Source organism: Sunxiuqinia sp. A32 (assembly GCF_052690465.1).
In genome coordinates, this window is record NZ_JBQYLI010000001.1 from 520,967 (window position 1) to 535,868 (window position 14,902).

The 14,902-nt window shown below is 37.3% G+C and carries 14 protein-coding genes; 10 read left to right on the plus strand and 4 right to left on the minus strand.

The genetic code is table 11. The annotated features are described in order from the left end of the window. Positions 1 to 278 precede the first annotated feature (278 nt). Both ACUNWD_RS01945 and ACUNWD_RS01950 read right to left on the minus strand, forming a co-directional pair. Complete coding sequence (locus ACUNWD_RS01945; protein WP_445586074.1) at positions 279 to 2,024, minus strand: hypothetical protein; 1,746 nt, start codon at positions 2,022 to 2,024, stop codon at positions 279 to 281. 17 nt (positions 2,025 to 2,041) lie between these two features. Then, positions 2,042 to 5,107, minus strand: coding sequence for a tetratricopeptide repeat protein (locus ACUNWD_RS01950; RefSeq protein ID WP_445586075.1), 3,066 nt, complete (start codon positions 5,105 to 5,107; stop codon positions 2,042 to 2,044). Between the two features lie 158 nt (positions 5,108 to 5,265). Between ACUNWD_RS01950 and ACUNWD_RS01955 the strand changes: the two genes are divergently transcribed. From ACUNWD_RS01955 to ACUNWD_RS01980, 6 genes are all read left to right on the plus strand, one after another. After that, a complete protein-coding gene (locus ACUNWD_RS01955; RefSeq protein ID WP_445586076.1) occupies positions 5,266 to 5,979 on the plus strand; it encodes a cell division ATP-binding protein FtsE in 714 nt (237 codons plus the stop codon). Between the two features lie 142 nt (positions 5,980 to 6,121). Then, positions 6,122 to 6,700 (plus strand): RNA polymerase sigma factor, encoded by a 579-nt coding sequence (locus ACUNWD_RS01960; protein WP_445586077.1) that lies wholly within the window; start codon positions 6,122 to 6,124, stop codon positions 6,698 to 6,700. A 50-nt stretch (positions 6,701 to 6,750) separates the two neighbouring features. Further along, the gene (locus ACUNWD_RS01965) at positions 6,751 to 7,176 is read left to right on the plus strand and encodes an anti-sigma factor family protein (RefSeq protein WP_445586078.1); all 426 of its coding nucleotides are present in this window, start codon (positions 6,751 to 6,753) and stop codon (positions 7,174 to 7,176) included. Then, the gene (locus ACUNWD_RS01970) at positions 7,176 to 7,691 is read left to right on the plus strand and encodes a hypothetical protein (RefSeq protein WP_445586079.1); all 516 of its coding nucleotides are present in this window, start codon (positions 7,176 to 7,178) and stop codon (positions 7,689 to 7,691) included. Before ACUNWD_RS01965 ends, ACUNWD_RS01970 begins: the two co-directional genes overlap by 1 nt. A gap of 211 nt (positions 7,692 to 7,902) precedes the next feature. Beyond that, the gene (locus tag ACUNWD_RS01975; protein ID WP_445586080.1) at positions 7,903 to 8,391 is read left to right on the plus strand and encodes a hypothetical protein; all 489 of its coding nucleotides are present in this window, start codon (positions 7,903 to 7,905) and stop codon (positions 8,389 to 8,391) included. Between the two features lie 15 nt (positions 8,392 to 8,406). After that, positions 8,407 to 9,219, plus strand: coding sequence for a DUF2202 domain-containing protein (locus ACUNWD_RS01980; protein ID WP_445586081.1), 813 nt, complete (start codon positions 8,407 to 8,409; stop codon positions 9,217 to 9,219). A 67-nt stretch (positions 9,220 to 9,286) separates the two neighbouring features. On the opposite strand, the gene fabD is transcribed toward ACUNWD_RS01980, so the two are convergent. Together fabD and ACUNWD_RS01990 are read right to left on the minus strand one after the other, a co-directional pair. Further along, the gene (gene fabD, locus ACUNWD_RS01985) at positions 9,287 to 10,174 is read right to left on the minus strand and encodes an ACP S-malonyltransferase (protein ID WP_445586082.1); all 888 of its coding nucleotides are present in this window, start codon (positions 10,172 to 10,174) and stop codon (positions 9,287 to 9,289) included. A gap of 137 nt (positions 10,175 to 10,311) precedes the next feature. Further along, the gene (locus ACUNWD_RS01990) at positions 10,312 to 12,021 is read right to left on the minus strand and encodes a M23 family metallopeptidase (RefSeq protein ID WP_445586083.1); all 1,710 of its coding nucleotides are present in this window, start codon (positions 12,019 to 12,021) and stop codon (positions 10,312 to 10,314) included. 145 nt (positions 12,022 to 12,166) lie between these two features. Between ACUNWD_RS01990 and ACUNWD_RS01995 the strand changes: the two genes are divergently transcribed. From ACUNWD_RS01995 to ACUNWD_RS02010, 4 genes are all read left to right on the plus strand, one after another. Further along, the gene (locus tag ACUNWD_RS01995; protein ID WP_445586084.1) at positions 12,167 to 12,460 is read left to right on the plus strand and encodes a hypothetical protein; all 294 of its coding nucleotides are present in this window, start codon (positions 12,167 to 12,169) and stop codon (positions 12,458 to 12,460) included. A 12-nt stretch (positions 12,461 to 12,472) separates the two neighbouring features. Continuing rightward, complete coding sequence (locus ACUNWD_RS02000) at positions 12,473 to 12,766, plus strand: cell division protein ZapA (RefSeq protein ID WP_445586085.1); 294 nt, start codon at positions 12,473 to 12,475, stop codon at positions 12,764 to 12,766. A 93-nt stretch (positions 12,767 to 12,859) separates the two neighbouring features. Next, the gene (rny, locus tag ACUNWD_RS02005; protein ID WP_445586086.1) at positions 12,860 to 14,413 is read left to right on the plus strand and encodes a ribonuclease Y; all 1,554 of its coding nucleotides are present in this window, start codon (positions 12,860 to 12,862) and stop codon (positions 14,411 to 14,413) included. Between the two features lie 138 nt (positions 14,414 to 14,551). Next, the coding region (locus ACUNWD_RS02010; protein WP_445586087.1) for a transposase at positions 14,552 to 14,902 on the plus strand (351 nt) is incomplete at its 3' end.

The window sequence follows — 14,902 nt, forward strand, 5'->3', positions numbered from 1 at the left end:
TGATTGCTAAAAATCAGTCATCAAAAACGTAATTTTTGAATTGGTTTTATTTGTTGACAGGTACCTAAATTTCAATTGATTACTCATCGTTCTTCGCCTTCGATACATAACATGCAAATATAGTAAAAAAATGCTTAAGTTGATGTACTTGAAATGCTTGCAAATACTAAAGTTTTCAACATTTTGTTGAGAAACAAAACACAGTAGTTCAGCTTGTTATAAGGTTCGGGGGAATGAGCCTGATTTTTCTCTAATTTGATGTCTAAAAATTCGGTTCTTTAAAAGGAATAACTAAGCCCGATAAGAAGGTTAAAACCTTGTTGAGCGTAGCCGAGCCAACTCTCATATTTTTGAAATGCAAAGTTGTTTGCACGACCAAAAAAACTAAGTTTTGGACTGTATTGATACTCCATTCCAAAATTGAGGTCAATGACTGGTTCAATGGTGTATACGCTTGTCGTTGAATTCGCTAATGGATTAATTGTAACGACAGGAGCTTTTCGTTCTCCAACTACGAAGATTTCAGTTGAAAAGCTAAATGGACCTTCTGGATGAATCATGCCAGATAATGTTAGATCGAATCCAGGCTTGTGCCAGGCAGTTTCCAAGGTGTTTAAATCGTACGAATAGAAATTTCCTTTCAGATGAAAATTCACCAGTTCTGAAGCTGTATAGTATAGTTCTGTTCTGAGAGTAAGTTGTTTTAGATCATCGTATTGAACATCGAACGTGTTGTTGAGGGAGGAAAGCTCTGTTTCATTTTCTGGTTTCACAAAATTGTTGAGTACATAAAAGTGCTGGTTTTTGATTGAAGAATAATCAACCTGAAAACGGTAATTTAACCGCTTTGTCAATTGTCCCTTAATCCCTCCGAAAAGGATGTATTGATACTCGCTGTTTTCAACGTCCTGATATGGATCAACAAATGGATTTTCTTCAGCTATAACTGAGTAATGATTGTGCTTGATGTAACCATCTGCACCTGCAAACAACGCCAAAACTCCTTCAACAGGCCACCAGTCAGCATAGATGTTAGGTGTTATCAGAAGCCGTGCATCTGAATCGTCATCCAGCATGGTGAATAAATTAATTCCTGCTTTTAATGAAGCAGTCTCTGCCTCAAATAATATGGATGGTTTAATTTGTAGCAATATCTGTTGCTTTATTCCGTAGGCATCACTCGTATTGTTAAAGATACTATCTGTTTTTAAATAGGTAACGGATGCATCAAGCAGACCTTTAAACGAATCAAAATCGTGTCCCATATTAGTCCCTAGTTGCGCAAAATGCTCTGTTTGCCCTGTTTTGGAACCAAGGTACTGGTAATTCATATTGACCATGTAATTTGTCTCAGAACGACGATCTTCATTACTGAATAAGTTTAATTGCAAGCCTCCTTTCGACATCGCCTGCTTTTCTTGCCAATGTGGTATTAGCATTTCTTTCTCTTCATCAGTCATGAAATTTCCAGCATATCCGTAATAGGTATACCCTTTTCTGTCAAAAAATAATCGCGTATTTAATGATGAATTTCGAAAATAGTGTTTGGTAAACATCTCAGCTAAGTTGTTGCTCTCAGGTGCATCAACCCGATCGGTATTAATAAGCTTCACTTTCCCATTCGATGACAGGTGTTTAAAATGAAGTCCAAAATCAGTTTTCTTACCAGCCTTGGTGTTGAAGAAAAATTCACCATATGGAGTTTGGTAGTTCCCAATTCCCAATTTTAACAATCCCTTTCCTTGCTTGGCTTTTGGTTCTCCGACCATCTGAGCAGCCTGTAATGGTTCTGTTGGGAAAGTGGTAAATACAGGTTGTGGTGTAATCTGATAATTGAATTGGGGCTTTTTTGCTGTTGCATCCTGTATTTGTGGAATATCGTTTATTTTGAAAGCGTCAGAGATGCTGGGTTTATATGCCTTTACAACTTCAACCTCTTGTTTGAGTTGAGTACTGTCTTTCTGAGCAAAAACTGAATTTCCAAAAATGATTAGGAAGCTATATAAAATGAATGACTTTTTCATATTGTCTGATTTTTCAATTACTGTTGGTTGATGTCAATTTTCATAGGTTCACCCTGCTGCTGTTGCTGGCTTTCTTGAAGTTTTTCAAGGTGGTTAAGTTTGGCGGTAGCGGTTTCTACAATGCCATCATCAGGAATCGGGTAATTTTCAACAATACTTTTAATCGTGTGTAAAGCTTGGAATTCATCTCCCTGGCTCAGATAGATATCCGAGAGCAAAATGAAGCTCTTTGCCAACCAAAATTGATGTGGGGTATTTTTGGAAATGAAATCCATGATTTCTTCCTCTGCATTCTGTAACTTATTTTGGCTGGTAAGAATTTCAGCAATCAGGTATTTGGCTTCCGCACCTTCCATGGATTTTGTATCCTCTGCCAGCGTTCCTAACACCGGCAATGCTTGTGTTTGTTGGTTGGTGTGGTAGTAGCTTTTTGCTAGCTTGAAATTTGCTTCCCGCTTCAATATATCTGTTAGTTTGTCGGAACTCAAAAGACTTTTTGATGCTTTAATACATTCCTCATAATTTGCTAATTCGTAGTAGCAGCGCATTTTACCTGCTCTGGCTTTTAACAGGTTCCACTTGGTGTTGGACGTTTTTTCCAGTCGCTCAAAGTATGTCAATGCCTCGTGGTAATTGGCTGCATTATATTGCAGTTCCGACGCTTTGGAAAGAGCAGGCTCTGTAAATATGTTATCGGATTGATCCAAAACATATTCGTAATCGTTTAGCGCCAATGAAAATTGTTTCTCCTGATAGCGTAGCTCTCCTAAATAGAAATGAGCATTAATGGCAAAACTGCCGGAAGGGTAGAGGCGAAGGTATTTTTCCAGTTGCTCTTTTGCTTGCGTGCTTCTGGACATGTATAGCTTTTCTGCAGCCAAATAGCTAAGTGAGTCTTGTTCGGAAACAGATATTTGAACGCCAGAACCCAATCGTTTGGTATAGGCAAAATATCCATCCACATTATTCATTTCTACATAATTGTTTTTAATCCCCAGCAATGCTGCTTGCGATTCCTCGCTTTCCGGATATTGTTCTACCACTTGTTTGTAGTAGGTCATTGATTGTTTGAACTCGCCGGAGTTATAATTAATCAATCCTAATTGTAATAAGGCTTTCGGGCGATAAACACTTTGCGGATGTTCTTGCAATAAATCGCTATAATATCCAGATGCAACTTTGGATTGTCCATTTCTTTCACAAGCTCGTCCCAATTCATAAAGAGCATCATCGATCATTGCTGATTTTTGGTAGGTTTGAACAAGGGTGCGCAGAGTACTTATTTTTTGCTCCTGCTCTTGGTCGATTCCCAAACAAATTGCTTTTTGGAATAAAGAATAGTCAGGATCGTATGATTTTAGTTGATAAGCTGATTCATAACTCTTGATGGCATTTCTGTAGTCTCTGTCAATAAAGTAGCAATCTCCCAGTCGGTTATAAGCATCCGCCAATTTCTCTGAACGATCGTCGATATTGTTGGAAATGAATTTTTCAAACAGTGGCAATGACGACTTATAGTCATTCAATTTAAAATATGAGTAAGCAAGATTGTAATGAACAGTTTGATATTCGGGTAGCGAAATTGCACCAGGTGTTTTTAAAAACTGGTTGAAGCCATTAATTGCAGTGTTATATTCTTCCAATCGGTAATTTGCTTCTGCCTTCCAGTAAATGGCTGCAGCTTTCAGATTACTATCATATTGTCCGTTTTTCAATGAGGTATCGAATAACTGATTTGCTCCACGATAATCAAGGTTATTGAAAAGCTCTAATCCTCGATAGAAAGTTACTCTTTGATAGGCCTTTTTTATAGAGGTGCTTTTAACCTGAATTTTTTCAATGGAAGCAATAGCATCCCGATAATTGCTGGTGCTCATGTAAACATTTACCAAATAATCATAGGCAGCATCGTTTCGTTCAGAATTTGGATAGAGTGAAATATATTTATCAAATGCCTTGATGGTTTCATTAAATGGTGAGTATGATAATTCGTAGGTTATTTTCGCAAAATTGAATAGCGCATCTTCTTTTATTTCCGCATTGAAATCTAATTCAGATGCCGCTTCAAATGCAAACTTAGCTTTATCATGTTTGCCGTCCTTTATGTAACAGTCTGCTAAATGGTAATAGGCATTTTGAGCCAATTCATCTTTACCTTTAGATGCATTTTCCAGTGGCTCAATGGCTTTGGCATATTGCTGGTTCATATAATAACAATACCCTAGCATATAGTTTTCTTCTCGTAGTTTGCTATTTGATTCAGCAAAATAGTATTCTAGATGAGGAATTGCTTTGTCGAATTGTTTCAAATGGAAATATGAATTTCCAATAATTTTTTCAAGTCCTGCTTTTTGATCTTTCTTTGCAGTTTCAAGCAATGGTATTGTGAATTCTACTACTTCTGCATATTTTTCTTGTTTGTAATAAATCTGGCTGATGTAAAATGGAATCACACCGGCAAATGCTGGATTATCTTCCAGCTTTTTAAATTCGTCAAGTGCAGCATTGTAATCTTCCTGCAAATACTTTATGTGGGCCCAATAATATTTTGCAGGGTCTGCGTATAAATTGTTGGTGTCTTTAATTTTTGAAAACTCAACTTCTGCTTGAGGCAGTCTATCGGTTTGAAAATATGAATATCCTACCTGATAATGAACTTTCACTTGCTCTTCTTTTGTTAGCCTCAATGGGCGAAGTTTCCGATAGGTACTGAGTAGTTTTCCATAGTGACCTTCATTGAAATGATAGCTTCCCAGTTCGAAAAGTGCACGGTTTGAATAGGGGCTTTCCGGATTTTTTTGAATGAACTGCTCAACCAGGTATTCACTGTTCTCATTTTCAAGTCGCAGTGCACACAATGCTTGGTAATATCTGGCTTCAGACTGAATTTCTGAGCCTTTGTCTGCTTGCTTGTCAATTTTCTCAAATTGCTGTTGAGCTGCTATGAATTTGTTTTTATTGAAAAGTTCTTTGGCTTTTTGGACATCTGCAATAAGCGATGGATAGTAGCTTGTCTGCTGTGCCAGGGTGATCCCTGAAAGACAGCAAACGAATATAATAAGCAGAAAACGTCTTGCTTTCATAAACGTTGTTTTAATTTGAATGGCTAAAATAATTAATCTGTTCTCGTTTTTACCGCAATAAGAAGCTGATTTCTTAACAAGAAACTGTTTATTTCCTCTCATTATTATTTGATTGGGTAAAAAAAATTAGTTTTGTAGGTGTAGAAAATTCTAATTAAATGGAAAACGCACCAATTATTTCTCTTCAAAATGTCGATGTATTTCAGCAAGACAAATTGATCCTCACCAATGTGAACTTGCAAGTTGCAGCAGGTGAATTCGTTTATTTGATTGGAAAAGTTGGGAGTGGAAAATCCAGCCTTATTAAAATTTTAAATGCTGAATTAGATTTATTTGCCGGCGAAGCTAATGTTGCCGGTTTTGACTTGAAAAAAATTAGACGGTCTGAGGTGCCATTTCTTAGAAGAAAGCTTGGAGTGGTTTTTCAGGATTTTAGGTTGTTGTCCGATCGGAATATTTATGAAAATTTGGCTTTTGTGTTGAAGGCGACTGGCTGGAAACATGATAAATCGATAAAAGATCGTGTGCATGAAATGATTGAAAAGGTGGGCATGAAGGACAAACTCAATAGCATGCCTCATGAATTATCGGGTGGTGAACAGCAGCGAGTGGTTATCGCTAGGGCGCTTTTAAATAATCCGGAAATAATATTGGCAGACGAGCCTACCGGAAACCTTGATCCGGAAACTTCAGAGGACCTAATGAGTATCTTCAAGGAAATCAATGCGCAAGGGAAAACCATTTTAATGGCCACGCATGATTATCCAATTTTGAACAAATTTCCAGCAAGAACAATTATCTGTGCAGATCAAAAAGTAGCTGAAAATTCTCAGGATGCTGAAATGATGGATTTTTCAGAAATTCTGGATTGAGATTTAGTCATCTTGATCACAACATCACTTTAACACTGATTTTTTACTCGCAAAAAGTAGGCGTTGAAAACTTCTGAATCTAAATTGTATTTTTCCAGCAAGTTTTTTCAGTAATTTGTGTCAATTAGGCATCTGTTTTTAGATGATGAATGATTCGGAGTTAATTAATGCTATAAAAAATGGCGAAGAACAGGCTTTTCGAAGGCTTGTTGATGATTATCAGCTGTTGGTTGTCAACACCTGTAAGGGATTGGTGCATTCAATTGAGGATGCTCAGGATATAGCACAGGAAGTTTTTATTGAAGTGTATCATTCGGTGGAAAAATTCAGGGGAGATTCAAAACTTTCAACCTGGTTATATCGAATTGCCGTCAATAAATCATTAAATTTTATACGGGACAATAAACGGCGTAACCTTTTTCAATCGATTAGTGGAAATCTATTTGGCACAAAGGAGCTTGATCTGCCGACTAATGATACTGGGTATCGTCCGGATAAAGAAGCGGAAAATAATCAACGAAGAAAAAATATTTTTAAGGCAATTGATGATTTGCCAGAAAATCAAAGGGTAGCATTTACCCTAAGCAAGATTGAGGACCTGTCTTATCGCGAAATAGCGGAAGTCATGAGTCTTTCAGTATCATCAGTAGAGTCGCTTATTCATCGCGCAAAATTGAATTTGCAGAAGAAATTATATAAATGTTATAAAAAGGGGATATAAGTCCGCAAGTTTTTAGTGTTTTTGGTGTCGTAAATTTAAATCAAACTGAGATGAAGCATAAAGAAGTTAAAAATCAATTGGTCTATTACCTGGAAGGTTCTCTTTCTGCGAGCCAAATAGTTAATATTGACCTTCATCTAAAAGATTGCGAAGGGTGCCGGTTTTATTTACAGGAACTGGAAAAGGATTTTACTGTAATGCTGTCTGAGAAAGAGGTTGAAAACGATCCTTACTTTTTTACTCGACTGAAAGCAAAAATGGACGCGCCGGCAGAAAAACGGACTTTTAAATTGACCCCAATTCTGCAAACTGCTTTGTTCGCTTTGTTTTTAATTATTAGCATTGGAGGAGGAATCGAAATTGGTAAGCAATTACATCATCAACCAAACTCAGGGCAAAATGATGCATTAGTCTTGCTTCCTTTTGACGGGGTGAATGAAGAGCCTATCGAACAATTCTTATTAACTTTAGAGTAATGTTTTCAAAAACTAAAATATTAACATGGTTGGTTGTGATATTGCTGGCAACCAATATTTCAACGGTTATTTCTGTAATGTACTTTTCAAAAAAAGACACACAGGAAATTGCACCTTTAAAACCAACCGAAATACCTGGCGAAAAAAGAGCTCGGTTTTTCAAAGAACATTTGGGACTTCAGGAACAGCAAATGGACATCATTCGGGATGCAAACAGGAACTTCAACAGGCAGTCGCGATGGATATTGCTGAATTTGGAATCGCTGAGGGAAGATCTGGTTAATGAGATGACAAAGGATAATTCGGATACTTTAGTTTTAAATCGAATTTCAGAACAAATAGGGGAAGAGCATACTAAGTTGAAAAAAATTACCTATTCATTTTATAACGAACTTTCTTCAGCCTGTAATGAGCAGGAAAAAGAAAAGCTGTCAGAACTTTTTCAATCGTTAATATCCTCAGAGAAAAATATTCAATTACCTCAACGGAGACAGGGAAGATTTAATCGTGATTAATACAATTAGTATGGGTTTATAGAATGCTCTGCAACTTGCAGGGCATTTTTTTTGAAAAAAAAATAGACGGTGCGCAAGTTTTTTTTCGGGCTCGTGTCTTAACTGTAAAATCATTATAAACTATTGTTTGAAATAAATTGAATTGAAGATTTCTGGCCAGAATAAAATATTTCAGATACAATAGAAATAAATAATTAAAAATTTAAAAACAATGAAAAAGATTAGTGGAATAATAGGAGTTGTGATGGCGGTTCTGATGTTTTCAAGTGTTTATGCACAAAATTCAACTGGTAGTAGGAACCGATGCCTGACACAAATTTCTGATTTGAGTGATACTCAAAAAGAGCAAATTGTGACATTAAGTAGCGACCATCAAGCAAAAATGACCGAGTTGCGAAATGAAAGAAGGAGTACGACAGACGTGAGCACGAAAAATGAGCTGCGCGAGAAAATGAATATAGCAAAAGCTACTCATCAGTCAAATGTTTTAAACCTTTTAAATAAAGGCCAACAAGTTCAATATCTTGCTTTAACATCTACTGGGCAAGGAAAATTTCAAAGAGGCGATGGAAAAGGAAATAGCAAGTCTGGTGTCAAGGGAAAAGGACAAGGCCGAGGAAAAGGTAGTGGTAACTGTCAGGGAAATAAAGGAAATAATCAGGGAGGAAAAGGGAAAAACAGATCAAATACAAACATTTAATTGGGAGGACAAGTCATGAGAAAAATATTATTTGTTTTTGCATTAAGCATAGCACTTTTTACCGGATGTGAAAAAGAAGAAACCAATGGTTCAGAATTGGCAAGTCAGGTTTTGTTGAGCGTTGGAATAGATGGTGATACTGATATGTTAATTGATGGTCTTAAGCAGGCATTGATTGATGATGTCGATGTTACTGATGATGAGATTGCTGGTTTAATTTGGATGCGTGAAGAGGAAAAGCTTGCTGCAGATTTATACACCAGTTTTTACGATGAGTTCGGATTGAGGATTTTTGGCAATATATCGAACAGCGAGCATACTCATATGACTGCAGTATTAGTGTTACTTGATGCTTTTGAAATTGATGATCCAGCCTCCGATGAGCTCGGTGTCTTTTCAAATGCTGACTTGCAGGAAGCTTACACTAATTTGAAAGAATCGGGTGATGTCTCATTGGTCGAAGCATTGAAAGTTGGAGCTTATGTTGAGGAAATGGATATCCTCGACTTGGAAGAACAACTGGAAGAGGTGGAAAATGAAAACATCCGTCTAGTATATGAAAACCTATTGAGAGGATCGCGAAATCATTTGCGTGCCTTTACCAGGGTATTGGCGCAGAATGATGTTATATACAGTCCGCAATTGCTTACCGAAGAATATTACTCAGATGTAATTAGTGGTGAAATGGAGAGGGGAAACTCGGGGAATTGTGCTTTGGGATACGGATATGCAAACCAAAGTGGAAATGGAAATAGGGCACATTTTAATTCCCAAAATGCTGAATGCTCTGGTGATGGAGGCGGAAAACAATATAGAGGAGGAAGATAATTTTGAATACATATAAAGAGAAAGCCATCCAGCTATGGATGGCTTTCGTATGTAATATAGTTGCTAATTATGCTTCGTAGCTGCTAACTCCTGTAGTTTCCATTTTGCGGTCAACTTTCATCATTAAGCCTTGCAAAACTTTTCCTGGGCCAATTTCTGTCCAGGAGGTGGCGCCATCTGCAATCATATTTTGCATGGTCTTTGTCCAGCGTACCGGAGCAGTTAACTGAGCAATCAGATTTTCTTTGATTACTTCAGGATCAGACGTTGGAGCTGCATTCACATTTTGGTATACCGGGCAAGTCGGAGTGCTAAATGTAGTTGCTTTAATAGCAGCAGCTAATTCTTCGCGAGCAGGTTCCATAAGCGGAGAGTGGAAAGCTCCACCAACTACTAATTTCAATGCACGGCGTGCTCCTTTTTCTGTAAGAATTTCACAAGCTTTGTCAATTCCGGCAATTGATCCTGAAATTACCAATTGTCCAGGACAGTTATAATTAGCAGGAACAACAATATCTTCAATTGAAGCACAAACTTCTTCAACAATAGCATCATCTAAACCAACAATTGCGGCCATCGTTGATGGTTCAATTTCGCAAGCTTTTTGCATTGCAAGTGCTCGTTGAGAAACTAGTTTCAGCCCAACTTCGAATGTTAAGGTGCCATTGGCAACCAAAGCAGAAAATTCTCCTAAAGAGTGTCCGGCAACCATGTCAGGAGTGAAGTCTTTCAAGGTTTTTGCCAGTAAAACTGAATGCAGAAAAATTGCAGGTTGTGTAACCTTTGTTTGTTTTAGATCATCAACAGTACCTTCAAACATGATGTTGGTGATGTCGAATCCTAAAATATCGTTTGCTTTGTCAAATAATTCTTTGGCTTCAGCAGAGTTTTCATACAAATCTTTACCCATTCCTGGGAATTGAGCTCCTTGTCCGGGAAATACGTATGCTTTCATGATTAAATTTTAAAATTTTTAAACGCGGCAAAGATAGTATGTTTTTTTCCGCACCAGCAAAAACGAAATTCAGAAAATCGCTTTCTTCTTATTTTTTAACAGTTTTCAATCAACTTCTTGAATTAAATGTTCGATAATTATCGATAAATGCTGGCTTTATAAACTGTTTCATTTCCCTTGGCATCAGAAACGGTTAATTTTAGATTGTGATTTTGTTTGTATTGAATTCGGGTTGGATCAAAGGTGTATTCCAATAGATTATTCTTAGCATCGTATTCAAATAGAATCCATTTCCCATCAATCTCACCACGGTATGTATTAACGCCTGATAGATCGTCGCTGATTTTAAATCGAATACGACTCTGCTCAATTAGTTTATTATTGGCACGAATACTAAGAGATTTAATAATCGGTGCAATTGTATCAACATCAATTGCAAAGCTTCCCAACGATCTAATTTTTGCGTTTACCCATCCATTTTTAAATGATCCACCCATCGCATATTTTTTTCCGCTTTTATCATCAATGTTTACAATTAAGGCGTTGTCTTGCAGGGTGTCTGGTAAAGTAGTGGGGTTTATTTTAATATTAAAGTATTGATGTGCCGGAATCGTCGGATTGTGCAAATGAATAATGTTGGAGTAATATAAGTTGTTGGATGGTTTCGAGTTGACTTCCAATGTATAATCACTATAAAAAGTTCCGGCTTCAAAATCAGCTTCAAAATCATTTGTTGAAATTGTTGATTTTTTATCAAAGTAAACTCGGTACCCATTTTGCTTTGCATGCAGTAGTTGCGTTTCTTTCGATTTAATCTGGAAGGATAATTTGCTGGTATTTCCATAGGCATCTTCTATTTCATAGTTCACCTGATGAAGCTTACCATCTGATAAGTTTGAAATACCACTATTTATAACCTGATGATAATTATTCAGTTTATTTCCAGGTTCCAACCAGTTTTTATGAAACTTTCTCCATTGAGTACGATAATGTTCATAATCGATGTGGCTGTTTATATAACGTGTTTCATCAAAGCTCAATTCATCCATTTTAAAATCATAGATCATTTGGCCATCCACGAATAGCTTTATTTGATAGATGCCGCATTTGCTCCAACTTCCATCTAAATAATCCAAAGCTTGAAGGCCAAATCCAATATCGCCAAAAACAGAATATGTGGGATTTCCTTTTAAATGATAAGCGCCATCGTAATAAACAGTTTCAATACGCTGTGGCTGCTGTTTTCCGCCAACATGAGAATCGTCCGATAAAGGATAAATCATAAGCGAAAGAATTTTTGGTTTCATTTCATCTTTAATAGGAAAACTAAATGTCAGAGGATTTAGAGGATGCTGGCTGATAGTTTCTCTAATTTCAAAATGTAGATGAGGCCCTCCGGAACTGCCTGAGTTTCCACTGTAGGCGATAATTTCATCTTTTTTTACCTGAAACTTATTTTTGGGAACATTTAAATCAATTCGAAAAGATTCTCGTTGATATTGTATATTACGAACATATTTTTGTAAATCATCCCGAAGTTTTGAGAGATGCCCGTATACGGTAGTTGTTCCGTTTGGGTGATCGACATACACTGCAAGCCCAAATCCGCTGGGGGAAACATTGATCCTTGAAACATAGCCTTCAGCAGATGCATGAACGGGAAGCCCGGTTTTTCCTTCAGTTTTAATATCTATGCCCGAATGGAAATGATTGCTTCTCAATTCCCCAAAATTTCCGGTTAAAAGCAGAGGAATTTTTAGTGGCGGAGAGAAGTAATTTTTATCGAACTTTTGTGAAAAAATATGTTGTGAAACCAGTATTAACAAAACAAAAAAGAAAAACTTCATAAAATCCTGTTGGTTTTAAAGGGTTTTGTCTTAAAACTTAACATGCAAAGAATTGTTCAAAGCCTTAAGGGTTTTAACAAATAAACTTATCTTAGTGTTAACAATTGGGCAAAAATATTAATTTTGTCCAAGAAAGCATGCAGCAATGACCGAGCAAGAACAAGTTTTACTCGATGAATTTAAGGCAAAATTCAAATTGCTGATCCGAAAACATGATCGCTTAAAAGAAAAGAATAAGCAGTTGACAGATCAGCTTCATGAATTGAACGAAGAACTTGCCAGACTTCAGGGGGAAAATGAGTCGCTGGTCAAAAAGTATGATGATCAAAAGTTAGCAAAAGTTTTTACTGCTTCATTTGCTGAAAAGCAGGAGGCAAAGCAAAAGATAAATAAAATAGTGCGGGAAATTGATAAATGTATTGCTCAATTAAACGTGTAATGCATCAATAAAATGGCAGACAAGCTTTCTATAACAATAAAAATCGATGGTCGGGTTTATCCGTTAAAGATCGATAGAGAACAAGAGGAGATTTACAGGAAAGCTGCTAAAATGTTGAACGAGATTATTCTTCAGTACAGAAAAAAATACGCTAACCACGATTCTCAGGACTTTCTTGCAATGACTGCTTTCCAATTTGTAGTGAAGAATTTGGAAATGGAAGAAAAAGCAGACGATTCTCCTTTTATAGAAGAAATAAAACAACTCGATGAAGAGTTAACTGATTATTTGTCATTGAACGATTAAATACAATATAGTCAAAGCCCGCTTTTGATTCTTCTTCAACATGGCTGAAGGAAATTAATTGCAAGGCTTTTTTATTAATTAATACATTATGATATGGAAATATTAATATACGCAGTTTCTGGCTTCTTGGGTGGTGGTGCGTTATCCTATTTTTTGTGGGACAAGGCCGTCCAGGGGAAGAAAAAGAAAATAATTAAGGAGGCTGAATCTGAAGGAGAGGTTATAAAGAAAGATAAGATCTTACAAGCCAAGGAAAAATTCCTTCAACTTAAATCTGAGCATGAAAAGTACATTAATGAGAAGAATAATAAGATTAATGTACTCGAAAATAAACTAAAACAAAAGGAAAGTGCTTTCCTGCAGCGTAAAGAAGAGTTTCAGAGAAAACTAAAAGAATTTGAGATCAACAAAAAAGATGTTGATGTTATTCGTGAGAACCTGACAAACCAGCTAAACGTAATTCAAACAAAGGAAGAAGAGCTGGAGAAAATGCATCGTCAGCAAGTAGATCAGTTGGAAGCAATTTCCGGAATGTCTGCAGAGGAAGCGAAAAATCAGTTGGTGGAATCCTTGAAGGGAGAGGCGAAAACTGAAGCCATGTCTTATATCAATGAGATAATGGAAGAGGCGAAGCTTACTGCGAATAAAGAAGCCAAAAAGGTAGTCGTAAAAACGATTCAACGTGTGGCTACAGAAACAGCAATTGAAAACGCAGTTACTATTTTCCACATTGAAAGTGACGAAATCAAAGGTCGTATCATTGGACGCGAAGGACGCAATATTCGAGCGCTTGAAGCTGCAACTGGTGTTGAGATTATTGTTGATGATACACCTGAAGCAATTGTTCTTTCTGGATTCGATCCGGTACGTAGAGAGATTGCCCGTTTGGCCTTACATCAATTGGTAACTGATGGACGTATTCACCCTGCCCGTATTGAGGAAGTGGTTGAAAAAGTGAAAAAGCAGGTTGAAGAAGAAATCATTGAAACTGGTAAGCGAACTACTATTGACCTTGGTGTTCACGGATTACATCCGGAATTGATTCGTATGATTGGTAAAATGAAATACCGTTCTTCCTACGGACAAAACTTGCTTCAACACTCACGTGAAGTTGCCAACTTATGTGCAATTATGGCTGCCGAACTTGGATTGAACCCTAAACGTGCGAAACGAGCTGGTTTGCTTCATGATATTGGTAAAGTGCCAGATGATGAGCCAGAATTACCACACGCTGTGTTGGGTATGAAAATGGCTGAGAAGTTTAAGGAAAAACCAGATATTGCCAATGCAATTGGTGCTCACCACGATGAAGTGGAAATGGAAAGTTTATTAGCTCCAATCGTACAGGTTTGTGATGCGATCTCAGGAGCGCGTCCTGGTGCTCGCCGCGAAGTTGTTGAGTCTTATATTAAGCGTTTAAAAGCTCTTGAAGATTTGGCTCTGTCCTATCCAGGTGTATTGAAAACATACGCTATTCAGGCAGGACGTGAATTACGCGTGATTGTTGGAAGTGATAAAATCACTGATAAAGAATCAGAACAATTATCATACGACATTGCGAAGCATATTCAGGATGAAATGACCTATCCCGGACAAATTAAAATTACAGTAATTCGGGAGTTACGTGCTGTGAATTACGCAAAATAGAAACAAATTAGTTTTTAGATATAAGGAGGCTGTCTCAAAAGAGATGGCCTCTTTTTATTTTCAGCGAAGAGTGGGAAAAAGATTGAAAGTTATCAATCTTCGCTTTTGTTGATTTACAGTGATTTAGTATCTTCAGGCATGACAAGGAGATACAAGAAAATACCGTTCAAGCCTTATCTTGATAAACAATCGATGCTGTTCCCCCCGAATATTGATCAGCTGGTCCCGTCGGGACACCCGGTACGCATCATTGACAGCATCATTGATAAGGTCGATATCCAGTCGATCCTGGATACTTACCCGGGCGGCGGGAGTTCGGGTTACCATCCGCGCATGTTGTTAAAGGTGTTGGTCTACGCTTACCTTCGGAACATTTATTCGAGCCGTCAGATAGAGGACTCGTTAAAAGAAAACATCCATTTTATGTGGATAAGCGGGATGAGCCAGCCAGACCACAATACCATCAACCGGTTCCGGGGCAAACGCCTG

What these genes read in the sequence shown, in the direction of transcription:
- ACUNWD_RS01945 (WP_445586074.1), bottom strand. Translation starts at nt 2,024, where the DNA reads ATGAAAAAGTCATTCATTTTATATAGCTTCCTAATCATTTTTGGAAAT.
- ACUNWD_RS01950 (WP_445586075.1), bottom strand. Translation starts at nt 5,107, where the DNA reads ATGAAAGCAAGACGTTTTCTGCTTATTATATTCGTTTGCTGTCTTTCA.
- ACUNWD_RS01955 (WP_445586076.1), top strand. Translation starts at nt 5,266, where the DNA reads ATGGAAAACGCACCAATTATTTCTCTTCAAAATGTCGATGTATTTCAG.
- ACUNWD_RS01960 (WP_445586077.1), top strand. Translation starts at nt 6,122, where the DNA reads ATGATGAATGATTCGGAGTTAATTAATGCTATAAAAAATGGCGAAGAA.
- ACUNWD_RS01965 (WP_445586078.1), top strand. Translation starts at nt 6,751, where the DNA reads ATGAAGCATAAAGAAGTTAAAAATCAATTGGTCTATTACCTGGAAGGT.
- ACUNWD_RS01970 (WP_445586079.1), top strand. Translation starts at nt 7,176, where the DNA reads ATGTTTTCAAAAACTAAAATATTAACATGGTTGGTTGTGATATTGCTG.
- ACUNWD_RS01975 (WP_445586080.1), top strand. Translation starts at nt 7,903, where the DNA reads ATGAAAAAGATTAGTGGAATAATAGGAGTTGTGATGGCGGTTCTGATG.
- ACUNWD_RS01980 (WP_445586081.1), top strand. Translation starts at nt 8,407, where the DNA reads ATGAGAAAAATATTATTTGTTTTTGCATTAAGCATAGCACTTTTTACC.
- fabD (WP_445586082.1), bottom strand. Translation starts at nt 10,174, where the DNA reads ATGAAAGCATACGTATTTCCCGGACAAGGAGCTCAATTCCCAGGAATG.
- ACUNWD_RS01990 (WP_445586083.1), bottom strand. Translation starts at nt 12,021, where the DNA reads ATGAAGTTTTTCTTTTTTGTTTTGTTAATACTGGTTTCACAACATATT.
- ACUNWD_RS01995 (WP_445586084.1), top strand. Translation starts at nt 12,167, where the DNA reads ATGACCGAGCAAGAACAAGTTTTACTCGATGAATTTAAGGCAAAATTC.
- ACUNWD_RS02000 (WP_445586085.1), top strand. Translation starts at nt 12,473, where the DNA reads ATGGCAGACAAGCTTTCTATAACAATAAAAATCGATGGTCGGGTTTAT.
- rny (WP_445586086.1), top strand. Translation starts at nt 12,860, where the DNA reads ATGGAAATATTAATATACGCAGTTTCTGGCTTCTTGGGTGGTGGTGCG.